At 65.3% G+C, this 21,699-nt stretch carries 22 protein-coding genes; 12 read left to right on the top strand and 10 right to left on the bottom strand.

The features are described 5' to 3' along the window. The first annotated feature begins 137 nt into the window (after window positions 1–137). A complete protein-coding gene (locus RPPS3_RS20165; RefSeq protein WP_107346700.1) occupies window positions 138–497 on the top strand; it encodes an Hpt domain-containing protein in 360 nt (119 codons plus the stop codon). A 96-nt stretch (window positions 498–593) separates the two neighbouring features. Continuing rightward, entirely contained in the window at window positions 594–914 is a 321-nt protein-coding gene (locus RPPS3_RS20160) for a 2Fe-2S iron-sulfur cluster-binding protein (protein WP_011159492.1), read from the top strand. A gap of 177 nt (window positions 915–1,091) precedes the next feature. Here RPPS3_RS20160 and RPPS3_RS20155 read toward each other — a convergent pair whose 3' ends face one another. Next, entirely contained in the window at window positions 1,092–1,547 is a 456-nt protein-coding gene (locus RPPS3_RS20155) for an acyl-CoA thioesterase (RefSeq protein WP_107345650.1), read from the bottom strand. Between the two features lie 161 nt (window positions 1,548–1,708). On the opposite strand from RPPS3_RS20155, the gene RPPS3_RS20150 reads away from it, so the two are divergent. Beyond that, a complete protein-coding gene (locus tag RPPS3_RS20150) occupies window positions 1,709–2,737 on the top strand; it encodes an NAD(P)/FAD-dependent oxidoreductase (protein ID WP_107345649.1) in 1,029 nt (342 codons plus the stop codon). 174 nt (window positions 2,738–2,911) lie between these two features. Then, window positions 2,912–4,186, top strand: coding sequence for a chloride channel protein (locus tag RPPS3_RS20145; protein ID WP_107345648.1), 1,275 nt, complete (start codon window positions 2,912–2,914; stop codon window positions 4,184–4,186). Between the two features lie 21 nt (window positions 4,187–4,207). Here the strand turns inward: RPPS3_RS20145 and RPPS3_RS20140 are convergent, their stop codons facing one another. The 3 genes from RPPS3_RS20140 to RPPS3_RS20130 all read right to left on the bottom strand — a co-directional run bounded on the left by RPPS3_RS20140 (window position 4,208) and on the right by RPPS3_RS20130 (window position 7,295). Then, window positions 4,208–5,191 carry an NAD-dependent epimerase/dehydratase family protein gene (locus RPPS3_RS20140; protein WP_107345647.1) on the bottom strand — a complete coding sequence of 328 codons (984 nt, stop codon included), beginning with the start codon at window positions 5,189–5,191 and terminating at the stop codon, window positions 4,208–4,210. Continuing rightward, window positions 5,191–6,177, bottom strand: coding sequence for a GDP-mannose 4,6-dehydratase (gmd, locus tag RPPS3_RS20135; RefSeq protein ID WP_107345646.1), 987 nt, complete (start codon window positions 6,175–6,177; stop codon window positions 5,191–5,193). The genes RPPS3_RS20140 and gmd overlap by 1 nt, the downstream gene beginning before the upstream one ends. Window positions 6,178–6,245: 68 nt before the next feature. Further along, complete coding sequence (locus tag RPPS3_RS20130; RefSeq protein WP_234819996.1) at window positions 6,246–7,295, bottom strand: glycosyltransferase; 1,050 nt, start codon at window positions 7,293–7,295, stop codon at window positions 6,246–6,248. 163 nt (window positions 7,296–7,458) lie between these two features. On the opposite strand from RPPS3_RS20130, the gene RPPS3_RS20125 reads away from it, so the two are divergent. The 3 genes from RPPS3_RS20125 to RPPS3_RS20115 all read left to right on the top strand — a co-directional run bounded on the left by RPPS3_RS20125 (window position 7,459) and on the right by RPPS3_RS20115 (window position 10,821). Next, on the top strand, window positions 7,459–8,784 hold the full coding sequence (locus RPPS3_RS20125) for a glycosyltransferase family 4 protein (RefSeq protein ID WP_107346699.1): 1,326 nt from the start codon (window positions 7,459–7,461) through the stop codon (window positions 8,782–8,784). Between the two features lie 7 nt (window positions 8,785–8,791). Then, a complete protein-coding gene (locus RPPS3_RS20120) occupies window positions 8,792–10,060 on the top strand; it encodes an O-antigen ligase family protein (RefSeq protein ID WP_107345644.1) in 1,269 nt (422 codons plus the stop codon). A gap of 89 nt (window positions 10,061–10,149) precedes the next feature. Next, complete coding sequence (locus RPPS3_RS20115) at window positions 10,150–10,821, top strand: DUF2147 domain-containing protein (protein WP_107345643.1); 672 nt, start codon at window positions 10,150–10,152, stop codon at window positions 10,819–10,821. A gap of 144 nt (window positions 10,822–10,965) precedes the next feature. On the opposite strand, the gene RPPS3_RS20110 is transcribed toward RPPS3_RS20115, so the two are convergent. Both RPPS3_RS20110 and RPPS3_RS20105 read right to left on the bottom strand, forming a co-directional pair. Next, entirely contained in the window at window positions 10,966–13,044 is a 2,079-nt protein-coding gene (locus tag RPPS3_RS20110) for a hypothetical protein (RefSeq protein WP_107345642.1), read from the bottom strand. Window positions 13,045–13,136: 92 nt separating this feature from the next. Next, complete coding sequence (locus RPPS3_RS20105; protein WP_107345641.1) at window positions 13,137–14,243, bottom strand: UPF0104 family protein; 1,107 nt, start codon at window positions 14,241–14,243, stop codon at window positions 13,137–13,139. Between the two features lie 394 nt (window positions 14,244–14,637). On the opposite strand from RPPS3_RS20105, the gene RPPS3_RS20100 reads away from it, so the two are divergent. Then, window positions 14,638–15,144, top strand: coding sequence for a ferritin-like domain-containing protein (locus tag RPPS3_RS20100; protein WP_107345640.1), 507 nt, complete (start codon window positions 14,638–14,640; stop codon window positions 15,142–15,144). 101 nt (window positions 15,145–15,245) lie between these two features. Here RPPS3_RS20100 and RPPS3_RS20095 read toward each other — a convergent pair whose 3' ends face one another. Further along, window positions 15,246–15,683, bottom strand: a complete 438-nt coding sequence (locus tag RPPS3_RS20095; protein ID WP_107345639.1) for a hypothetical protein — start codon at window positions 15,681–15,683, stop codon at window positions 15,246–15,248. Window positions 15,684–15,799: 116 nt separating this feature from the next. Here RPPS3_RS20095 and RPPS3_RS20090 point away from each other — a divergent pair, with 116 nt between their 5' ends. Further along, on the top strand, window positions 15,800–16,429 hold the full coding sequence (locus RPPS3_RS20090; RefSeq protein ID WP_107345638.1) for a hypothetical protein: 630 nt from the start codon (window positions 15,800–15,802) through the stop codon (window positions 16,427–16,429). Window positions 16,430–16,450: 21 nt separating this feature from the next. On the opposite strand, the gene RPPS3_RS20085 is transcribed toward RPPS3_RS20090, so the two are convergent. Then, a complete protein-coding gene (locus RPPS3_RS20085; protein ID WP_107345637.1) occupies window positions 16,451–16,882 on the bottom strand; it encodes a universal stress protein in 432 nt (143 codons plus the stop codon). A 46-nt stretch (window positions 16,883–16,928) separates the two neighbouring features. Next, window positions 16,929–17,459 (bottom strand): SixA phosphatase family protein, encoded by a 531-nt coding sequence (locus RPPS3_RS20080; protein WP_107345636.1) that lies wholly within the window; start codon window positions 17,457–17,459, stop codon window positions 16,929–16,931. Between the two features lie 140 nt (window positions 17,460–17,599). Between RPPS3_RS20080 and RPPS3_RS20075 the strand changes: the two genes are divergently transcribed. The 3 genes from RPPS3_RS20075 to RPPS3_RS20065 all read left to right on the top strand — a co-directional run bounded on the left by RPPS3_RS20075 (window position 17,600) and on the right by RPPS3_RS20065 (window position 21,342). Then, window positions 17,600–19,060: an NAD(P)/FAD-dependent oxidoreductase gene (locus RPPS3_RS20075; RefSeq protein ID WP_107345635.1), complete on the top strand. Its 1,461-nt coding sequence runs from the start codon at window positions 17,600–17,602 to the stop codon at window positions 19,058–19,060. Window positions 19,061–19,195: 135 nt separating this feature from the next. Then, window positions 19,196–19,693 (top strand): peptide-methionine (R)-S-oxide reductase MsrB, encoded by a 498-nt coding sequence (msrB, locus tag RPPS3_RS20070; protein ID WP_107345634.1) that lies wholly within the window; start codon window positions 19,196–19,198, stop codon window positions 19,691–19,693. A gap of 155 nt (window positions 19,694–19,848) precedes the next feature. After that, window positions 19,849–21,342: a glycosyltransferase family 39 protein gene (locus RPPS3_RS20065; protein ID WP_107346698.1), complete on the top strand. Its 1,494-nt coding sequence runs from the start codon at window positions 19,849–19,851 to the stop codon at window positions 21,340–21,342. A 36-nt stretch (window positions 21,343–21,378) separates the two neighbouring features. Here the strand turns inward: RPPS3_RS20065 and RPPS3_RS20060 are convergent, their stop codons facing one another. Then, window positions 21,379–21,651 (bottom strand): hypothetical protein, encoded by a 273-nt coding sequence (locus tag RPPS3_RS20060; protein WP_107345633.1) that lies wholly within the window; start codon window positions 21,649–21,651, stop codon window positions 21,379–21,381. Between the last annotated feature and the right edge of the window lie 48 nt (window positions 21,652–21,699).

Here is a 21,699-nt window from a genome sequence, read left to right as displayed (position 1 = left end):
AAAACGGTGCGGCTGCACCTGCAAGGATGCGTTAACTAGACTCGTGGTTCGCTTCTCGGCCTGGATTGCCGAGATGTGGAAAACCGCAATTCTGTGCCGAGGTGAACGTGCCGATACAGGTCGAACGGATCGAATGGATGCCATCGCCGCCGCTGGTTCCGGACTTCGAGCCGATCGATGACGCGCATCTTTATAAGATGACGCTGGGCGACGCCGCACTCGAGCGCGAAGTGCTGCTGCTGTTCACCGCCCAGGCTGCAAGCCTGATGGCGCTGCTCGCCTCCTGGCCGGCCGACGCCGCCGCGCTCGCGCATACGTTGAAAGGCTCGGCCCGCGCGATCGGGGCGTTCGCCGTGGCGGAAGCCGCCACGAGCCTCGAGGACGCCTTGCGCCGCGGCGAGGATGCGGCGGAACCGCTCGCCGTATTGGAAGCTGCGGTCGATCATGCCCGGGCCGCGATCGACGACCGCTTCAACCCGACTCGTCCTGGCTTTTGAAAGGCGTAACGGCTGGCGGAACGTCGGCCGAGACGCTATAGGACTGGCGCGTCAGCCCATAATTCATAAAACGAGCAAAGCGTCCGACGAGCAATCATGGCCAAGATTAACTTCGTTGATCACACCGGTGAAACCCGCACTGTCGAAGTCGAAGAAGGCGCGACGGTGATGGAAGCGGCGATCCGCAATGCCATCCCTGGCGTTGAGGCAGAATGCGGCGGCGCCTGCGCCTGCGCGACCTGCCACGTCTATGTCGACGAAGCCTGGCGCGAGAAGGTCGGCGGCCCGTCGCCGATGGAAGAAGACATGCTCGACTTCGGCTACGACGTGCGCCCGAACTCGCGGCTGTCGTGCCAGATCAAGGTCTCGAACGAACTCGACGGGCTGATCGTCACCACGCCCGAACGCCAAGCCTGATTTCCGCTATTGCTATCGGAGGCGTGTCGCGGGGTCTGCTGCGCGACAGTCTCGTATGAGTTTGTTTCTCAGAACTAAGCCTGCCGCGCTCAGCGCGGCGGCTGCCCGCTTCGTTGGGCGCGCAGCCGCCATTTTGTCTCGGCTGATTTTGAAAGCTCAGCAGCCGCGCCGCTGATATCAATCGTGTTCGATGCCGCGGCGCCACCACGGCCCGAGATTGGTGATGATTTGTTCGGTCAGCGGCGTCGGCTTGCGGCTGCTCTCGTCGACAAGCACCGTCACGGCGCGCGCCGAAGCGACGCAGACGCCCTCGGAAAACACCACCTGATCGAAATGTGTCGACGTGCGACCGAGCTTGACCAGGCCGAGTCCAAGCTCGATCTGGCCCGGCCAGTGCAGTTCGCTGCGAAAGTGAATATCCAGCCGCACCAGCACCCAAGATAGTCCCGGCGGGATCAGTCCGGCGTTCGGATCCTTCATCAGCGTGACCCGGCCGGTCTCGAAATAACTGGCGTAAACCGCGTTGTTGACGTGGTTATTTGGGTCGAGGTCGGCGAAGCGGACGTTGTCGGCGAGACGGAAGGGGAAATCAGCGAGCTGCGGCAGCGCGTGGTCACGAGATCGTGCGGTCAAGGGCCATTCTCCGGGCTTTTTAGAACCATTGAACGCAAAACTTGCGCTAGAACAAGATACCAATATCCATTTATGTCTTTTCTCCCCTGCCGGCCTTGGTTAGACAGGCCGCGACCGGACCGCCCGCGTCCGAACATCTTCAACTGACAAAGAAAACAAAGATGACCGAAACGATCAAAACCGATGTGCTGATTGTTGGCGCGGGTCCGTGCGGACTGTTCGCCGTGTTCGAGCTGGGCCTGCTGGACGTCAAAGCGCATCTCGTCGACATTCTCGACAAGGTCGGCGGCCAGTGCGCCGAGCTCTATCCGGAGAAGCCGATCTACGACATTCCCGGCATTCCGATGGTGACCGGCCATGGCCTCACCGAAGCGCTGATGGAGCAGATCAAGCCGTTCAACCCGACTTTCCATCTCGGCGAGATGGTCGAAAACGTCGAGAAGATCGGAGACCCCGGGTTCCGCGTCACGACTAACGCCGGCAAGGTGTTCGAATGCACCGTGCTGGTGGTCGCGGCCGGCGGCGGCTCATTCTTGCCGAAGCGTCCGCCCGTGCCGGGCGTCGAAGCTTATGAGGGTACTTCGGTGCACTACGCCGTCCGCAAGATGGAAGACTTCCGCGGCAAGGATATCCTGATCGTCGGCGGTGGTGACTCCGCGCTCGACTGGACGCTGAACCTCAACCCGATCGCCAAGAGCATGACGCTGGTACATCGCCGCGATGACTTCCGCGGCGCGCCGCATTCGGTGGAGCAGATGCGCCAGCTCGTCGCCAGCGGCAAGCTCGATCTGAAGATCGGCCAGATCACCGAGCTGCAGGGTGACAACGGCCAGCTCACCGGCGCGACCGTGAAGCTGAACGACAACACCGTGTCGCAGATCAAGTGCGACGCGATGCTGCCGTTCTTCGGCCTGACGATGAAGCTCGGCCCGGTTGCAAATTGGGGCCTGGATCTGGAGAACAACCTGATCCCGGTCGATACCGGCACGTTCGAAACCAACGTCCCAGGTATCTTCGCGATCGGCGACATCAACACCTATCCGGGCAAGCTGAAGCTGATCCTCTCGGGCTTCCATGAGGGGGCGCTGATGGCGCAGAAGGCCGTCAAGTACGTCTATCCGGACAAGCGCGTGGTGTTCCAGTACACCACCTCGTCCACCAATCTGCAGAAGAAGCTGGGCGTGAACTAAGAACGCCGGCTTATTTGATCCTTGAAGAGCGCGCCCGGTGGGCGCGCTCTTTTGTTTTGGGGCTATCCCGCGTAGGTCACGTCAAAGTGACGCCGGGGTGCGCTGGACTTGCCTGAGCGATGGGCGTCAAGAAAGACGTCTCATTCAAGTCTTTCCGAGCTGCTGATCACGGCAATGAAGTTCGCTCTGTCCCATCGCCACAAACGCATCCTGATCATCGCATCCACGCGATCGCGGCGGCGAGCGATCTTTCTGCTCGGTGGCGTCGTGGTCGGCGCCGCGGCGGCAGTACTGGCCCAGCTTGCCGATTGGGCGCAGCTTGTCTTCGCCGACCTGCTCGGCCACTCGCGTTACCTGCCGTTTGTGGTAACGCCACTCGGCTTTCTACTGTCGGTGTATCTGACCAACCGTTTCTTCCAGAATGCGCAGGGCAGCGGCATTCCGCAGGCGATCGCGGCGCGGCGCCTCACCGACCAGACCGCGCGGGCGAAGCTGGTGTCGCTGCGGATCGCGATCGGCAAATTCCTGCTCACGCTGTTCGGTCTTCTGGTCGGCGCTTCGGTGGGCCGCGAGGGGCCGACGGTGCAGATCGGCGCCTCGATCATGTTCGCGCTCGGCCGCTTCTCGCCGCGCCGCCAGCCCGGGCTGATCCTGGCCGGCGCCTCGGCCGGCGTCGCCGCGGCGTTCAACACGCCGCTGGCGGGCATCATCTTCGGCATCGAGGAAATGAGCCGCTCGTTCGAAACGCGATCGAGCACTCTGATTATTGCGGCGGTGGTGGCAGCCGGCCTGACGTCGATCGCTCTGCTCGGCAACTACACGTATTTCGGCACCAGCGCGATGGGACTGCGCGGCGGCATCGATTGGCTGGCCATTCCCGCGTGTGGCATCGTCGGTGGAGCGGCCGGCGGCCTGTTCATCCGATGTGTTGTGGCAGCCGGCGCCAGCACGGCGTTCAATCGCCGTCCGTTGATCGTGGCGCTGCTCTGCGGCCTGGCTGTTGCGGTCTGCGGTTTCGTCTCCGGCGATACGATCTACGGCACCGGATACAGCCAGGTGAAGACGGCGCTGGAGAGCGGCACGGCGCTGCCTGAGGATTTCGGCTTGCTGAAATTCCTCGCGACCACGCTGTCCTCCGTCAGCGGGTTGCCTGGCGGCATCTTCTCGCCCTCGCTCGCCGTCGGCGCCGGGCTTGGCAGCAACGTCGCGACGTTGTTTCCGGCAACGCCAATTGCGGCGATCATGCTGCTCGGAATGGTGGCTTATTTCTCCGGCGTGGTGCAGGCGCCGATCACGGCCTTCGTCATCGTGATCGAGATGACCGACAACCACGCGATGGTTATCCCGCTGATGGCCGCCGCCCTGATCGCCTACGCGACCTCACGGCTGATCGCCGAGGAAGGAATCTACCACGCTCTCGCTAAGCGTTTCGTGCAGCCTGCAGCGTAGCCCACGCGGCTGGGTCACGCTTTACTTTGCGGTCTTGGCGACCTCGGATCTTTGATCATCGAGCACGTCAGCAAGAGTTTGCTCAAACGCGATGGTCGGCCGCCAGTCGAGCATCGACCGTGCTCGGCTTGCATCGCCAAGTATGACATCGGCAGCATCACTCTTGCCCCGTGACGGATCGTTCTGCACGGCGATCGGCACGCGTGCCATTGCGAGCAATTGTTGCAGCATGTCGCCGATCCGGCGCGGCACGCCCGAGGCGATGTTGAGGATCGTGTCGGGCGCGAGGCTGTCGCTGCGGACGATCGTCTCCGCATAGGCGGCCACTACGTCGCGCACGTCGAGAAAATCGCGCTGGCCATCGAGGTTGCCAACCTGCATCTGCGGTGGCGCAAGGCCTGCCTCGATCCGCGCGATTTGGCGGGCGAATGCTGGAACGACGAACGCGTCGGTTTGACCGGGGCCGGTGTGATTAAATGGCCGCAACCGGATGCAGTGCAGTCCCTTGGCGATCAGAGGGCCGAGTGCAACGTCAGCTGCGGCCTTGGAAGCTCCATACTCATCCGTCGGGGCAAGCACCGTGTCCTCGCTGGTCGGATGGATCGGCGGGCGGTTCTTTCCGTAAGCGAGTCCTGAACCGACATGCACCAGCACACAGGCCGGAGCTGCCTGCAGGATTGCGCGCCCGATATTGCGCGGCCCGTCGAGATGCACACGCCAGCTTGCCGACGGATCCGCATTGGCCGCAGAGGGCGCGGCGAGCGCCGCGAGATTGACGACGTGGCTCGGTTGAAGGTCGGCAATCGTCGTGGCGACAGCGCTCGGATCGGTGACGTCGAGAGCGATCACGTTGCCGAGGGCCGGATCGTTGCCGGCTTGAAGCGCGGTTGAAATGATCTCGGCGCCAGAGCCGAACGTCCGACGGATTGCAGTGGCCAAATGCAGCCCGACGAAGCCGGTCGAGCCAGTGATGAGAATCCGGAACGGCCGCGCCGAAGCCGCCATTACAGCCGCTCGCCGCTTTTGAGGCGGGCCAAGTCGGCCTCAACCATCTCGGCGATCATCTGCTCGAGCGAGGTCTCGAACGTCCAGCCGAGCTTTCGCTTGGCCTTGGCCGCATCACCTTGAAGGTAATCCACCTCCGCGGGACGCAAATAGCGCGGGTCGGTCACGACGTATTCGTTCATGTCGAGTCCGACGCAGCCGAACGCCATTTCGCAGAACTCGCGCACGGAGGCGGTACGTCCCGTGGCAATCACGTAGTCGTCCGGCACGTCCTGCTGCAGCATCAGCCACATCGCCCGCGTGTAGTCACGGGCATGGCCCCAGTCACGTTTGGCGTCGAGATTGCCGAGCGATAGTGTGGTTTGCAGGCCGAGTTTGATCCGCGCAACGCCGTCGGTGATCTTGCGAGTGACGAACTCGATGCCGCGCAGCGGCGACTCGTGGTTGAACAGGATGCCGCACGACGCGTGCAGACCGAAGCTCTCGCGATAGTTGATCGTCATCCAGTGGGCGTAGAGCTTGGCTGCCGCGTAGGGCGAACGCGGGTAGAACGGCGTAGTTTCGCTTTGGATCGGCTGCTGGATCAAGCCATACATCTCCGAGGACGAGGCTTGATAGAAACGCGCCTTCGGGCAGGCGATCCGCACCGCTTCGAGGGCGTTCACGGCACCAAGCCCCGTCACAGTTCCGGTGAGCAGCGGTTGTTGCCAAGACGATTTAACGAACGACTGTGCCGCCAGATTGTAGACCTCGTCCGGCTGCAAATCCGTCAGCAGCCGGATCAGGCTGGAGAGGTCGGTCAGGTTGCCATCGTGCAGCGTCACCTGGTCGGCAATACCGAGCCACTTCAACCGGCTGGTCATGCCATCCGCCGAGGCGCTGCGCCGGAGCAGACCGTGAACGGCGTAGCCCTGCGCGATCAAATGCTGGGCCAAGTAGGCACCGTCCTGTCCGGTAATGCCGGTGATGAAAGCCGTCTTGCTCATGGTCGTCAGACTATTCCTATTGTTCGGTCATCGTGCGGACAGGGCGGAGATCGCCGGATGCCGCCTGTTTAGCGGTTTCGAAGCTGCCGTGCCGCCTTAATCGCCTTGAGCGGTCCAAGTCTGACCAGCAAAAGGATCGCGGACCACCTGGCGGCCGGAGATGGCAGCTTGTTGGCGCGCAACAGATTGAGCAGCGCCGCCTGTGCGAATTTGCGCTCGCCGGCCGTCAGGGTGCGAAGCTGCGAGGCGATCGCTTCGAGATCGATCGCCGAGGAGGGGATGCGGGCCGCGGCGGCCGGGTCGGCGAGCTCCAGCATTCGGAACAGCCGCGAACTGTCGCGTTCGAACGGGCCGGGGCTTGCATCATGCCACTCTGGCGGTGCGGCGAGCGCGGCCGAGGGGTCGGGCTGCCCGGCTTGGCGTGCGTCGGCGGCGCGCTTGGCGAGGCGGGCGGAGTAGATCTGACGCAGCTGCCGTGTGCGGGTGACGCTGCTGCTGTGTTCGCGGTAGCGGATCAGCAGTTCCGGAAGGATCGCGAGCTCGCCGATATCCGCGAGTCGGAGCCAGAAATCGTAATCCTCGCCGGCCTCGAAGGCGGCGTGGTAGCCGCCGACACGGCGTGCCGCTTCGGCGCGGAACATGACGGTCGGATGGATGAACGGGCTCTTCTTCATCAGCGTCGCCCGTAGATCGTTCGGGCTCGGGCGCATCTCGCGTCCCTTCGGCTGGCCGTTCTCGTCGATAATGGTGGCCCAGCCGCCGAGCAGCACGACATCGGGGTGGGCCGCCATGTAATCCACCTGCCGTGCCAGCCGGTCAGGCAGGGCCATGTCGTCGGCGTCCAGCCTGGCGATCAAGGGGGCGCGTGCCGCGGACAATCCGCGATTGAGGCCGGCCACCAGACCATCGCGGTGCTGGGTGAGCACGGCAATGCGCGGGTCGGCTGCAGCCGCGTCAGCCAGAATTGCGGGGGTCGCATCGGCGGAGCCATCGTCGATCACCAACAGCTCGAAATCGCGGAGAGTCTGACTTTGAACGCTGCGGATCGCCTCGGCGACCCAGCGTTCGCCGTCGCGCACCGGCATGATCACCGAGACTTTGGGCTGCTCCGGCGGCACGCCATCCCTCATTGCTGTTCCGCCCTGGAAGGCGGGCGGCGAGGAACTTAGACTGCGGGCGGGCTGGCAATGCAAGCGGCCGGCATTGACGCTGCAAAGCCGGACCCGCTAGACCCGCCGGTCAGCGGCCGAGGGGCCGATCTCGGAAATGACGGACAGCACCTTGGATCAGACCGCCGACCGGCACGATCAGCCCTGGCTGTGGATGGACGTCTCGACCAGTGCGCGGGCGCGCTCCGGCCAGATGAATGGCACGCTCCGGGTTGAACAAAGTTACATCCGCGCGCTATCGGCCGAGATGGCTCCAGCGCTGCGGTTCTGCCGCTATGACCCGCTCCGTAGCGACTACGTTGCGGTCGCGACTCCGCCCGACCTGAGCGGCAAGCCCGTCGCCGGCAGGGCCAAGTCGAAGCAGGCGAGCGGGATCGCCGCCGTCCTGAAGCCGATCGGCAAGTCCGTTGAACGCACCATCAAGACCGCAGTCCGCGGCGCGACCGCGTCGCTGCTGCGCAAGACCAGCCAGGCCGAGCCGCTGCCGAAACTTGGAGGGGACGGTCTCGGCGAAGTGCTTTTTCTCGCTGGTGAGAACTGGTCGCGGGTCGACTTTGCCACGGTTGCCCGGATGCGCCGCGAGCGCGGCACCAAAGTGGCGGCCCTGTGCCAGGACTTCATCCCGGCCGTCGCGCCGCAATTCTTCGCTGGCGGCGATTTCGTCACCAAGTTCGACGCCTACGCGCAGTTCCTGATCAAGGAAGCCGACTTGATCGTCTCGATCTCGGAGTCGACCAAACGCGATATTCTCGGCTACGCACAGCGCCACGGCGGTATGCGCGGCGCTGTCGAGATCGTGCATCTCGGCGCTGACATTCCTGCACCGCAGACGGCGCGACGACCGGAAGCGCTGACCGATACGCAGGCCGCGCGCTTCGTGATCAGCGTCTCGACCATTCAGTCGCGCAAGAACTTTGATCTATTATACCACCTCTGGCACAGGCTCACCGAGCAGAACACGCCCGACCTGCCGACGCTGGTGATGGTCGGTCAGCCGGGGTTCGGCAGCAGTGATCTGTTGTGGCAGATCGCCAATGATCCGGTGACTGCCAGCTCGATCCTGCATCTGCCGCGCGCCGGCGACGATGAGCTGGCGTGGCTGTATCAGCACTGCCTGTTCACGCTGTACCCGTCGTTCTATGAGGGGTGGGGGTTGCCGGTATCCGAGAGCCTCGCCTTCGGCAAATACTGCCTCGCCTCCGATGCCTCATCACTGCCGGAAGCCGGCGCGGGCCTCGCGCGCCACCTCGATCCGCTTGATTTCGCTGCTTGGCGAGCCGCCGTCCTTGACCTGATTGCGGCGCCTGAGCAACTTGCCCACCACGAAGCCGCGATCCGCGCCGGTTATCGCCCAGTGACCTGGGCCCAATCGGCAACGCGACTCGCCGACGTGCTACGCGGCTTGGCCGCGACCGAGGCCACCGCCCACCCCAGATAGAGGTCTTATGGTGTCAGTTGTTGCCCATTCGTCACCGTCCCATTCGGTGTTCGACCGGAGCCGTGCCTGGTTGTTGGCGGTGAAAGCGCCCGAGCGGCTGTTCGTGCTGGTGATGTGCCTGATGTATGTGATGCATAACATCTGGTTGGCCCGCACCATCCTGTGGTTCCTGGTGCTTCCGACCCTGCTGATCACCGCCCTGCCGCTGCGCAATCTGACGCCGATCGTCAAGTCCAGTGTTTTCCTCGCCTCGGCTGCTTTCCTCGGCGTCATCATCGCCACGTCGTTGTTCGGTGATGGCGTATCAGGATCGCTGCTGTGGAAGAACATCCGTTACGTCGCAGCGGTGTTGGTGTTCATCACCATCGTGGCTCATCTCGCCAGCCGCGACGGCGATTTTCTTCGCCTGCTGTTCCTGTGGCTTGCACCCGTGGCTGCGCTGGCCGCGATACGCGACGTCGGCACGTTTAGCCATTGGTCGGTGACGGAGATGCTGTCGGTGCGGTTGCAGGGCACCAAGGGGCTCAGCCTGTACTACAATTCCAACGTCGTCGGCCTGATGTACGCGATGCCGTGTGTCGGCGGGGTGGCGATGATGGCAACCCGCCGTCTGCGATCCTGGCAATTTGTGTTGCTGTTTGTTTCTGCGCTGGTGCTTCTCGCGGCGGTGCTGCTGTCGGGCAGTCGAGGTTCGCTGATGGCCGCGCTGGGAGGCATCGGAGTGGCGGTGCTGCTTGCAGCCAATTGGCGGGTGGCAGTGGCTGTCGCGGCTTTGCTGGCGATCGCGGCCGTCGCTGCCCTGCTGACGCCGCTTGCCGGTGAATTGGTGCAGCGGAAGGACAGTCTGCGGTTCGAGCTGTGGCCGGTGTATTTGCACATGGTCACATTGAAGCCGTGGCTCGGCTATGGACTTGCGTTCGACACCAGGGTCATCCTGCCGAACGGCTTGGAAGTGATGAACGGCCACAACATCTTCATGTGCGCAGCGGTCCGTGGCGGTGTTATCGCGTCGCTGGCGCTGGCGGCAGTTGTCCTGGCCGCGGCGGCGAGCGGATGGCGGGCATTTCGGAAGTCCGGCGAAGTGACCGCGCTGGCGCTCCTCGCGTCCTGCCTGGCAGCGAGCGCTGTCGACTACGAGATCATTCCGAGCGATCTCAGCTATCTCTATATCCTGTTCTGGCTCCCGGTCGCGATCTGTCTCGGCGCGGCCTTGGCGACACTGCGGGTTCCCGTTCAGCGACCTGCTACGCCGCCGGCTGACATCGCTGTGTCATAGAATCGATCGCGAACCGCCGCGCTCTGCTCACTGGATTGCCGGATCGATCCGCCATATTGTCGTCCCATCGCGGTGTTTCAGGTGTTGCTATGATCACACATCGACCGACTACACATCGACCGATCCGATTAGTCGCGCGGGCTGCTGTCGCGGCTTTCGCGCTGTTGCTATCCGCGGCCGCCCCGTCGGTCGCCGCGGAACCGACCGCTGCCGGCCTCTGGCAACGCACTGACACCGGCAAGCCCGGCGGCAAGCCGGTGGTCTGGGTGCTGATGCTCGATCGCGGCAACAACATGTATGAGGGCATCGTCGCCAAGAGCTTTCCGCAGGCCGGACAGCCCAACCTGACGATCTGCGAAGAGTGTGAGGACGATCGCAAGAACCAGCCCATCCTCGGCATCTCGCTGATCCGCGACATGAAGCGGAAGGGCCGTGTCTATGAGAACGGCAGCATCCTCGATCCGCGCAACGGCGACGTGTGGAAGGCGATGCTGACGGTCAGTCCCGATGGCCAGACCCTGACGCTGCGCGGCTATCTGATGACGCCGGCGCTCGGCAAGGACGAAGATTGGTTCCGGCTGCCTGACACCGCGATCTCCCAGCTCGATCCGGAGATCGTCACCAAGTTCATGCCAGAGCAGGCAGCCATGCAGGCGGCCCAAGCCGGCAAGCCGCCGGTGGCTGCGCCTGGAACGGCAGGCAAGGCCAAGGCTCCGCCGGCCCCGGCCTCGAAGGGCGGCGCGATGGCGCCGGCAAAGTAGCGCTTCACTCCCTGAATCGGACGGCAGAGATCTTCGAGCTTGCAAAGAGCGCTCTCAGCGGAGAGCGCTCTTTTCATTTGCCGGAGGGGGAGCCTCGTCGAGTCTGACCGCTCTCGTTCCAGAAGCGGTTCAAACAAACGATGCCTACTCAGCGCGCTGAGGAATGACGCCGGGCGGCGGCGGCAGCGGCTGGCTGGTAACGTCGGGGCCGGACTGCAGCGACAGCACGGTCTCGGCCGCCGGTAGAGCGGCGTCGGCCATGGCGGCGTGGCCTTCGGCGGTCGGATGGATCGCGCCGCCATACACCGCCGACACCACGCCCCAGGTTGCGTCATGGATATCGGCCGGCTGGATCGCGGCGGCGAGGCCCTGCGGATAGGTCATCGCCGCGAAGTAACTGTCGTTGGCGTCGCGGATCCAGCGCGCGCGGGGCAGGTAAGCCCGGTAGTTGCTGGCCCCGGCGCCGCAGATCATCGGCGAGTTGCCGGCGGTGACGATATCGGCGTTGAAGCTGTTGCCGCTCTGCGAGAAACAGACGCGATCGAACTCCGGATCGGTGGCGGCGCGGGCGCAGAAGCCGTGGTCGGCGAACACCCGCTGATGCGAGTCGACGAACGTCATCCGCTCTGTCGACGGATCACGGCACAGCACGCCGTTGGAGCATTGCGCCAGATCCTTCAGCCGCGGCAGGAACTCATTGTCAACGAACGACGTGACGGCGCCGAGCCGGGTCGGATCGGCATTGAACGAGGGGTGGATGTCGAAGCCCGCCGGCCCGCCGGGGCAGGGGGTGCCGCGATTCGACAGCGCCGGATTGCCGTAGGCGACATAGACCACCCGCGACAGATCTTCGACCATCGGCTTCAGCGCCTCGCGCAATCGGGCGAAATCGCGCGGCAGCGTGCGGGCCAGTGCGGTACGCGATTCTTCGACCGAGCCGATCACGCCGGAGCGGCGGAACAGCGCGCGCTCGGTCGGTGAGTCGACGATGACGTCGGCGACGAGGCCCGAGAAGTTGATGTCGTTGGCGCCGATCGACAGCAGCACCAGGTCGAGCGTGCGGTCCGGCTGACGGCGGTGCGCCGCTGTGAGGGCGGCGCGCAGTTCGCCGAGCTGACCGTCGACGCTGCCCGGACACGAGGTCCCGGATTTGGTGCGGAAGCACTCGCGGGCGCGCTGCGAGCCGAACAGCCCGTCGGTGATAGTGGCGCCGGTGCAGGCGAGCGGCAGATAGGTGACGGCGATGTGCGGATGGCGAACCGCCAGCGCGAGCGCCGTCCGGGTCTGGTAGCTGTACAGCGAACGGTGGCAGGCGGCGTTGAACCAGGTCGCCGAATAGCGCTGCCAGTTCGCCAGCGTATCCGGAGCCTCGCAGGCGCGGCCGCCTTTGAAGCCGGCCCGGCTCGGCCGGTAGAACTGGCCGATCCCACTGCCGAGATACGACTTGAAGCAGAAGCCTTCATCTGACAGCGCGATGGCGCGGTCCGGATTGCCTTCGCCCGAGCCGATCGAGTCGCCGAGGCCGGCGATGAAGAAGTCCCGCACCATGATCTGGGTGGTGACGCGGAGCGGCGCGTCGGCGCCACTGGTGATGTCCACCGTGGCGACCGTCGGCTTGCCGTAGCGGGCGCGGAAGTTGATCGGCTCGGCGCAGTCCTGGGTGGCGTTACGCGGCCCGTCGCCGTCGTCGAACGTCCAGGCGCAGATCGCGCCGACCGGGACGGCGCCGGCGAGGCGGACCGTCACCGGGTGCTCGGTCGGGGTCAGGTAGCTTTCCTTGACGCCATCGCGGGTGCACGGCTCGTTGACTCGCCCAGTGAGGTCGATACACAGCCGGTTGACGACGTTGCGGGCCCAGCCGCGGCCTTCACTCTGCCGCCCGAGGGTCTGCTCGGACGCCAGCACCGTCAGCCCGTTCAGCGCCTCGACCTGCTCGCGGAAATCGCGCTCCTCCCGGAACAGCCGGAAGCGGTTGCGGACCTCCCAGGCGATCTGGATCGAGCCGTCGGTGACCGGCACCGCGGCAACGGCCGGTGCGGCGGAAGGCGGGGCGACAGGCACCGCCGGAGCCGGAGCTGCCGCCGGGGGCGGCGCGGTGGGCGCAGCCGGTTCGGGGCTGCTCGAGCCGCCGAACAGGGGGATTTGAGCGGAAGCAGGGAGCGACGAGGCGCTCGCCGCCGCGGTCAGCAGCAACAGGAGCGCCAGGGAGCGGAAACGGGACATGTCACCACGCGGCCATGAGGAGATCGCGGCCATTGACGCCGCTGTTGAGGCCAAAATATGGGCCTCGGCGGCGCCGGCAAGCATTGCCGCTGTCAGAGCTTTGAGGAGCGCTGGACGACTTGGCCGACCGGGACCTGGCCGACCGGGGCCCGGGCGGGCGCGGTGGCCGGAGCGGCGGTGGCCGCATGCTCGTTGCCGTTGCAGGCGCTGCGGCGTTCCTGCCATGGCTTGATCACGCTGAGCCAGATTTCCCGCACGCCCATGATCGAGATCGCGATCCCGAACGGCAGCAGGAAGTACAGCACGCGATAGATCAGCAGCGTCGCGATCACATCTTCGCGGGCGAACATCGGCAGCGCCACCAGCATCGCGGCGTCGAACACGCCGAGGCTTCCAGGCGCATGGCTGGCGAAGCCGAGCAGGGTGGCGAGGATGAACACCACCGCCAGCGACACGTAGTCGATGTAGGGGGCGGACGGCATCAACAGGTACATCGCAAGGGCGCAGAAGCCGAGATCGACCACGCCGATCAGCACCTGCACCAGCGTCAGCTTGGCCGACGGCAGCACCACCTTCCAGCCGTTCTGGCCGAGCTCGCGGCGCTTCTTGCCGGTCGCGAGCCAGACGAAATAGGCGGCGATACCGGCCAGACAGGCGACGCCGATCAGCCGGTTGATCTCGTCCGGCAGCAGATCCATCGCGCTGGCGGCGGCCGGGTGCCAGATCATGCCGATGCCGAGCACGAAAAGATTGCCGAGCCAGAACGTCAGGCCAGAGATGAAGCAGATCTTGGCGACATCGATCGCCGAGAGACCGTAGTCCGAATAGATCCGGAACCGGATCGCACCGCCGGTGAACACCGTGGCGCCGAGATTATGGCCGATCACGTAGGAGGTGAACGCCGACATCGCGGCGATGCGGTACGGCACGTGCAGTTTGCCGATCGTGCGCAGCGCGAAGAAATCGTAGAACGTCAGGGTGCAGAACGCACCGACCACACAAAGTGCCGCCATCCCGATTTGGGCCGGGCTCTTGTCGGTCAGCGCGGTCAGGATGACGTTGTGATCGACTCCCTTGAGGGTGCGGATCAGCGACGAAATCGCAAAGCCGATAATCAGGATGCTGGCGACGATACCGACGCGTTTCCAGCCGATATACGTCTTGAAGCCACGCCCCAGCGCGCTCAGCAGTCGATGCATTCGTCCTCCCGGCGGGGCGGCAACGCGACGGACACCGCCTGCAGCGCGACCCTGCTCCCGGCGTCCGACTTACTCATCCGCGCAATTCCTTAGGGCATAAACGGCCCGTCGTGCAATCCGCCGTACTGTCGCGTGCGGACCGCTCATCCATGGGACGGGCGGCGGAATGCGCCCTTGACGTGGCGCAAACGAGCCGTCCGGCGGCTGCATGGCGGCCCCGAGAGGAGCCAGCCAAGCCGGCCCGTCCGATATAGGCGCCAGACGCGCTGCGCGCCATTGCGACTCGATGCGCGGATGGAACCCGGAACGGTGATCGCTGCCGCTGGTTAACGCCCCGACGGCCACGGCAGGCTTGGAAAAGGGCCGCCGGGCGCGAACCGAAAGAGGATCCGCAATGGGACTTTTCACCAAAGACATCAAGACGATGGATGACCTGTTCGTGCACCAATTGCAGGACATCTACTACGCCGAGAAGCAGCTCCTGAAGGCGATCCCGAAAATGGCCGACAAGGCCTCGGATCCGATGCTGAAGCAGGGGTTCCTGACGCATCTGGATGAGACCAAGGGGCACGTGAAGCGGCTGGAGCAGGTGTTCGAAATGCACGGCGTACAGCCGAAGGCGGTCGATTGCCCGGCAATCGACGGCATCATCGAGGAAGCCGATGAGACCGCGGGCGAAGTCGAGGACAAGAAGGTGCTCGATGCGGCGCTGATCAACGCCGCTCAGGCGGTGGAGCACTACGAGATCGTCCGCTATGGCAGCCTGGTATCATGGGCCAAACTGCTCGGCCGTAACGACTGTGCCGCGGTGCTGCAGAAGACCCTCGACGAAGAGAAGGCTACCGACAAGAAGCTCAACACGCTTGCGGAGAGCCAGGTCAATCTTCGCGCCGCCGGCTGAGCCGGTTGCGACATTGATATGACGTGACGATGAGGCCAAAGGCCGCGCGGATATCCGCGTGGCCTTTGGTGTTTTCAACAGCAGTCCTGACGCGGTCGCGTTCAGACTTTGCGTAAAGCGAAATAAGCGCCGCAGAATGCCATCGCGGCGCCCAGCAACAGGGTCGCCAGCCCGGCAAGCACGCCGGCGGCGGTGGGCACCGCGGACGGCGCCGAAGCGGCTTGGCCGGCGGCGGCCAGCACCAGCACCAGCACCACGATCAGAAACTGGCGCAGCTTCGGCGGGATCTGTCCGGCGACCGCATGATTCATCAGCCGCGCCGTGAAGTAACCGCCGGCGAAGCCTCCGGTCGCGACCAGCCACCACGCCAACGCGGCGCTCGCCGGCATGAAGCTGCCGGAGTCGTTGCGCCACAGCCCGCCGAGGTCGAGGCCGACGCTCTGGCCGAGCATATGCAGCGCCAGCGCCATCAACAGGCCGGACATCAGGGCGCCACCCAGGATTAGGTGGCGAGGGTAGTGCGCTTCGGTGTTCGGCATGATCCGGTCCGTGTGTCACCGAATTGTAGAAAACCGAGGCCCTGCCGACAAGTTATCCGGTACGGGCGACACCCGGTGGGCTGAACGCCGCATTGCATCGCCGCGCCGGCTCCGGCATGGACGGCGGGACCGGCAACAGGGGTTTTCGGGTGACGCCACGATCCAACCGAGACGAGGACGGCGATTCAGGCACGGCTTACGCCTACAAGGCCTCGCTGATCGGTGCTGCCCAGCAGTTCGAACTCGGCGACGACGGGCTGATCTGGCGGATCGGCCCGAAAGCCGGGCTGTGGCCCTACGCGACGATCGCGAAGGTTCGGTTGAGCTATCGGCCGGTGTCGATGCAGTCGCGCCGCTACCGGGCCGATCTCCAGGACGTCTCCGGCGGTCGGCTGCGGATCGTGTCGACCACTTGGCAAACGGTGGCGCTGATGGCGCCGCAGGATCAGGCCTATCGCGCGTTCATGATCGAGCTGCACCGGCGGATGCGCGATGCCGGCAGGCGCGCCGAACTGATCGGGGGGCTGCCGCCGGCAGTCCATACCGGTGCTTTGGTGCTGATCGCGCTGGTTGCCGCCGCCCTGACCGGACTGCTGGCGCGCGCGGTGGCGGTGGGGTCATGGTCTGGCGCGTTGTTCCTGGCCGGCTTTGCGCTGCTGTTCGGCTGGCAGATCGGCGGTTTCATCCGCCGCAACCGCCCACGCCGCTACACCTTCGACGATGTGCCGAAGGATCTGCTGCCCTAAAGCGGTCCGTGTCGCTCGGGGCTAGGTGCTGTCCCGCACCACCAGCACCGAGCACGGTGCGTAGCGCACGACGTGGCCGGCATTGGAGCCGAGGAAGTAGCTGCGCATCGCCGGCCGGTGCGAACTCATCACGATTAGATCTGCGCCGACCGCCGCGACCTCTTCGAGGATCTCGTGGTAGATGCCGCCCTGGCGCACGCTGCTCGACAGCCGTTGTGCCGGAATGCCTGAGGTGCGGGCAATCTCGGCCAATGCGGCTTCGGCTGACTGCCGCTGCTGATCGTCGAAATCCGCCGGGACATATTCGGCCAGCATCACAGGAGTGATCGCCAGCACGTGCAGCAGCCGCACCTTGCCGTCGTAGCTGTCGGCGAGCTTGGCCGCGGTGGCGATCGCGGGCTGGGCCAGCGCGGTATCGGCCAGGTCGATCGGGACGAGGATGGACTTGAACATCTCCGGCGCCTCCTGATCAGGGCGAGGGCGACGCCATGGTCCTCCGTCAGCTCGCTTCGCGCAACACTTTCGGGCTGACGAAATGCTGCAGCTTGCCAGTGCCGAACGAGGCATCCGCCCAGTCGGCGATCGGGAAGTCGATCACCACCACCGCCGCAGTCGGCATGCTGCCGGAGAGCTTGCGCCGCTCGGCCTCGTTGCACGTGCAGGTGAGCGCCAACGCCAGTTCGTGCAGGCCCGGATTGTGCCCGATCAGCATCAGCTGGTTGATGCCGGCCGATACCTCATGGATCGCCTGCAATAACTGCGAAGAGCTCGCGCTGTACATTTCCGGCAGGTACTCGACCTGCGGTTCGCGGTTCGCCGGAAACAGTTCGGATAGAACGTCCCAGGTCTGCCGGGTCCGGGTCGCGGTCGAGATCAGCACCTGATCGGGGACCAGATGCTCGGCGGCGAGCCAGGCGGCGATCTCGGCGGCGTCGCTGCGGCCGCGATCTTCCAGGCGGCGATCATGGTCCTTGCCGCTCGGCGCGTCCCTTTCGGTTTTGGCGTGTCGCAGCAGGATCAGACGGCGCATGAGTTCTTTCCAAAGGGCGGAGCTTGCGGATTAATCGAGACCGGCCGGCAGGACAAGGTGACAACCGTCCGTGCTGTCCGTATTGAACGCGTATCTCGCAAGATAGCCTCGTTTGCGGATGCGCTCTTTTAGGAAACGGCATGGATTCGCTCCCGACAAGTGCGACGAATGGACCGGCCGGCTTGTCCGCCGAAGCCGATGCGGAACCGCATGCGCGGCTCACCTTCGACCTCGACGTCGATCTCTGCGTGATCGGCGCCGGCCTCGCCGGACTATCGGTCGCGCTGGAAGCCGCGCAGGCCGGGCTCAGCGTCGCCGTGCTGGAGAGCGGGCGGATCGGCTGGGGTGCGTCAGGGCACAATCTCGGCACGGTGACGCCGGGTTACGGCGTGCCGATCGGCGATCTGATTGCCCGGGTCGGGCTGGATCACGCCAGCGCGCTGTGGGCGCTGACCCGCGAGGGCATGGAGATCGTCCGCGCTCGCGCCACCGAGGAGACGATGCCCGGCGTCGCGCTGTCGGACAGCGCGCTGGAAGTCTCCAGTGTCGATATCGGCGACCGTCTCGTCGAGCGGCTGCAGACGCTCGGCGTCGATTTCGGCTCCGAAGTCGAAGGTTGGCCGATCGACAAGGTCCGCGATGTGTTGCGGACCAACCGCTATTTTCACGGCATTCACTACCCGACCGCATTTCAGCTCGACGGCCGCCGTTACTTGCGCGGCCTGGAGCGGCTGGCGCGGCAGGCCGGGGCACGGATCTTCGAGGAAACGCCGGCGGTCAGCATCGATTTCGCCGGCATCCGCAAGCGGATCTCGACGCCGAATGCGCGGCTGCGCGCCTCCGACATCGTGCTCGCCGGCAGCGTGCATCTCGGCGCGCCGTCGCCCCGCGTCGCCGAAACCCTGCTGCCGGTCTGGCGCACCGCAGCGCTGACGGCGCCGCTCGGCGAGAAATTACCGGAGGCGATCGCGTTCGCCGGCTCGATTGCCGACACGGACGGGGTCGATCACTACCGGATCGTCGGTGGTGACCGGTTACTGTGGGCGAGCGGCGAGACCACTTTCGATGTTGCACCGCAGCGGCTCGCCGGAATCATCCGGCGGCGGATCGCAACGCTGTTCCCCCAGCTCGGGCAGGTCGAAATAGCTCAGACCTTCGGCGCCGCGGTCGGGATGACGGTGCACGGCATGCCGCAAATCGGCGAATTGCGGCCGGGGCTGTGGGTCGCCAGCGGATTCGGCCGGCAGGGGCTCGCCACCACCGCGATCGCCGGGCGTCTGATCGCTTGGGGGCTGACCCATAGCGACGAGCGCTGGAAGCTGTTTTCGCCGTTCGATCTGGTGTGGGCAGGGGGCACCATCGGCCGCATCGTCGGGCAAGGGGTGTATTTCGCCACCCGGGAGGGCGCGCTCGCCGCAGGCGCGCTGGCCCGTTACCGCGAGCGTGCCGCCGCCCGGACCCGGGTCCGTGATGCGCGTGCCGAGGTGAAGCGGGAGGAGCGTCGCGCCCGCGTCGCGCTGCTGCGGGCTGCCGAGGCCGCAAATGTGCCCCCTCCCAATGCGCCGTCGCGCCGGCCGGTGCCGCCGCCTTCGCCGGAATAGCTTCCGGCTGCGTCGACGTTCTCGCGACAATGTGAGCGGGCTCGAATACCGGCGGTGTAACCTGAGGCGCGGCAGCTTCGTACCTGACGGAAGTGCCGCCGGGGCGCCCGCGCCCGTCACGCAGGGAACATCACCATGATCGATCGCCGCATGCTGCTCGCTTCTGCCGCCCTTGCCGCCGTGTTCGGTTTCCGCTGGCTGCGGCCGGACGCCGCCCGCGCGGCCGAGAAGTTCGAGATCGAGAAGACGCCTGAGGAATGGCGCAAGCAGCTCACGCCGATGCAGTACCACATACTGCGCGAGGAGGGCACCGAGCGGCCGTTCTCCAGCCCGTTGCTCAAGGAGCATCGCAAGGGCACCTTCGCCTGCGCCGGCTGTGATCTGCCGTTGTTCTCGTCCGATACCAAGTTCGATAGCGGCACTGGCTGGCCGAGCTTCTGGCAGCCGCTGCCGAATGCGGTCGGCGAACGCAGCGACTCCACGCTCGGCATGACGCGCACCGAAGTGCATTGCCGCCGCTGCGGCGGTCATCTCGGCCACGTGTTCGATGACGGGCCGAAGCCCACCGGGCTGCGCTACTGCATGGATGGCTACGCGCTGACCTTCCACCCGGCGACGCCGAATGCGAGCTGACGCTCCACGGTTGTGACAATCCCGCGAAAGGCTTGTTTCCGCGTCTCAAATGCCGCGGCTGGCGTGGGGAAGTCGCCCGCTTGAGTTGACAATCGGAGCGCCGCCCCCGCATATCCCGAGCACATTAACTTTCAGAAATGTGGCGGCCGGCCCTGATGCAACCTGTGGTGTCGCAGCCGGGGGGCTCCCGTAGCCTGCTGGCCATTCTCGCGGCGGCGATCGTCCTGCCGGTGGTCCTCGCGGCGATCGTATTTCCGACGCCGCTCTACGACACCCGCGAACTGGTCGCCTGGGGGCGCCACTTCCCGCTGATCACCCCGGTGCATCCGCCGATGATGGTGTGGGCCGGCGGCGTGGTCGACCGCCTGTTCGGGCCATCCGGCACCGCTATCGTCGCCGCCAATCAGGTGCTGATGGCCATCGGCTTCGCGTATCTGTACGCGATCCTACGGTTGCTGGTCGAACGGACGATGGCGATCTACCTCGTCGTGCTCGCCGGGACGTCGTTCTACGCTGTGTTCGCGCCGCTATCCTGGGCGCTGAATGCCGATATCCTGCAGCTCACCTCGTGGCCGGCGGTGGTCTATCACTTCCTGCGTGCGCGTCAGGACAATCGCTGGCTGGATTGGATCCTGCTCGGCGTCTGGGCCGCGATCGCAGCGCTGACCAAATACAACGCCGCGGTGCTGTTTCTGGCGATGGCGATCGGCGTCGTCGCGCTGCCCTCGTTCCGCCGCTGCCTGACGCGTCCCGGCCTATATGTGGCGATGCTGATCGCCACGCTGCTGCTGCTGCCGCATGTGATCACCGCGGTGAAATACGGCAGCACCATCGCCTACGGCGAGCGGCATTTCACCGGCTTCGGGTCGATTGGCGATACCGCCCGCCGCATCGGCCTCCTGGTTGCCGGCTATCTGCCGATGCTGCTGCCTGGTGCGGTGATCATCGCGGTGTCGAGCGCGCGCCGGATGATCAATGTGCGGGTGCCGCGGTTTGCCGAAGCCAGCGACGAACTGAAGTTCATCGTCATCATCGATGTGGCGATGGTGCTGATTCTGCTCGGCATGATCATCGGGCTCGGGCTGGAGTACATCGCCCGCTACGGTGCGCCGTTTTCGCTGCTTGCAGTGCCGGCACTGGCGCCGCTGCTGCGCTGGAACGAGGCGCGGCGCGACACCTGCGAACGGCAGACCGGTTGGACGCTGTCGGGACTTTATACGGTGATGAGCGCGGCGGTGATGATCGCCTATCTCGGCCCCGCCTCGCACAGCGGGCTGCAGGAGCCGACCGCCGACGCGGCGCGCCTGATCCTCGAGGACTGGCGCAGTCAGTACAGTTGCGGACCCGGCTATTTCCTCGGAGATCGCCAGACGGTGTACGGCATCGGCATCGCGGCCGGGCCGGAGGGCGATTCGGTCACCATTCACTTCATTCCGGCGACCCGCTGGTTCGACCAGCGCAAGCTGGAGGATCAGGGCGCGGTGCTGGTCTATACGCTGCCGCAGGTGCCGGCGCATTTTGCCGCTGCCTATCCGGGCCGGGCGATGTCGGATGAGAAGCGCATCGATGTGCCGGTGCTGCGCACCCACAACGGCAAAACCAAAGAGTATTTCTATCGCTTCGTGGCGCCCAAAGCGTGCAGCAAGTAGCTGGCGGGATTTAGCTCAGCAGACTCGACCGGCGGATCAGCCCGCCAGCGCCCGCCATTTTTCGGCGGCATCGATCGCGGCGGGACGCAGGTTGTCGGCCGGCAGGCCGCGATGCAAGGCCTTGGCGTATTCGCAGATCGCCATGAAGGTCGATGAGCGGGCCTCGTCGACCTCGCAGGAGTGCACGGTACCGGCGCCGTGGATGTAGCTGATCAATCCCTTCAGCGACGACACTGCAGAATGCGGCTCCGCCGTTTCGGTCTGGTGCAGGCAGGACAGCACCTGCTGGGCGATCTCGATCTCGGTCATGGGTACGCTCTTCGCAACGCTCGCGGACAAACATGCTCGGGCCGGAAT

It is taken from the genome of Rhodopseudomonas palustris, assembly GCF_003031265.1.
Classification (GTDB): domain Bacteria; phylum Pseudomonadota; class Alphaproteobacteria; order Rhizobiales; family Xanthobacteraceae; genus Rhodopseudomonas; species Rhodopseudomonas palustris_H.
Note: the sequence above shows the minus strand (reverse complement) of the source record. Positions and strands in the feature narration are given on the sequence as shown.

Bases quoted from the DNA above. Each gene is read 5' to 3' on its own strand.
- RPPS3_RS20090 (WP_107345638.1), top strand. From the start codon at position 15,800: ATGGACGGCGGGACCGGCAACAGGGGTTTTCGGGTGACGCCACGATCC.
- RPPS3_RS20095 (WP_107345639.1), bottom strand. From the start codon at position 15,683: ATGCCGAACACCGAAGCGCACTACCCTCGCCACCTAATCCTGGGTGGC.
- RPPS3_RS20165 (WP_107346700.1), top strand. From the start codon at position 138: ATGCCATCGCCGCCGCTGGTTCCGGACTTCGAGCCGATCGATGACGCG.
- RPPS3_RS20065 (WP_107346698.1), top strand. From the start codon at position 19,849: ATGCAACCTGTGGTGTCGCAGCCGGGGGGCTCCCGTAGCCTGCTGGCC.
- RPPS3_RS20120 (WP_107345644.1), top strand. From the start codon at position 8,792: ATGGTGTCAGTTGTTGCCCATTCGTCACCGTCCCATTCGGTGTTCGAC.
- RPPS3_RS20085 (WP_107345637.1), bottom strand. From the start codon at position 16,882: ATGTTCAAGTCCATCCTCGTCCCGATCGACCTGGCCGATACCGCGCTG.
- RPPS3_RS20145 (WP_107345648.1), top strand. From the start codon at position 2,912: ATGAAGTTCGCTCTGTCCCATCGCCACAAACGCATCCTGATCATCGCA.
- RPPS3_RS20115 (WP_107345643.1), top strand. From the start codon at position 10,150: ATGATCACACATCGACCGACTACACATCGACCGATCCGATTAGTCGCG.
- RPPS3_RS20100 (WP_107345640.1), top strand. From the start codon at position 14,638: ATGGGACTTTTCACCAAAGACATCAAGACGATGGATGACCTGTTCGTG.
- RPPS3_RS20105 (WP_107345641.1), bottom strand. From the start codon at position 14,243: ATGCATCGACTGCTGAGCGCGCTGGGGCGTGGCTTCAAGACGTATATC.
- RPPS3_RS20075 (WP_107345635.1), top strand. From the start codon at position 17,600: ATGGATTCGCTCCCGACAAGTGCGACGAATGGACCGGCCGGCTTGTCC.
- RPPS3_RS20060 (WP_107345633.1), bottom strand. From the start codon at position 21,651: ATGACCGAGATCGAGATCGCCCAGCAGGTGCTGTCCTGCCTGCACCAG.
- msrB (WP_107345634.1), top strand. From the start codon at position 19,196: ATGATCGATCGCCGCATGCTGCTCGCTTCTGCCGCCCTTGCCGCCGTG.
- gmd (WP_107345646.1), bottom strand. From the start codon at position 6,177: ATGAGCAAGACGGCTTTCATCACCGGCATTACCGGACAGGACGGTGCC.
- RPPS3_RS20140 (WP_107345647.1), bottom strand. From the start codon at position 5,191: ATGGCGGCTTCGGCGCGGCCGTTCCGGATTCTCATCACTGGCTCGACC.
- RPPS3_RS20080 (WP_107345636.1), bottom strand. From the start codon at position 17,459: ATGCGCCGTCTGATCCTGCTGCGACACGCCAAAACCGAAAGGGACGCG.
- RPPS3_RS20110 (WP_107345642.1), bottom strand. From the start codon at position 13,044: ATGTCCCGTTTCCGCTCCCTGGCGCTCCTGTTGCTGCTGACCGCGGCG.
- RPPS3_RS20150 (WP_107345649.1), top strand. From the start codon at position 1,709: ATGACCGAAACGATCAAAACCGATGTGCTGATTGTTGGCGCGGGTCCG.
- RPPS3_RS20160 (WP_011159492.1), top strand. From the start codon at position 594: ATGGCCAAGATTAACTTCGTTGATCACACCGGTGAAACCCGCACTGTC.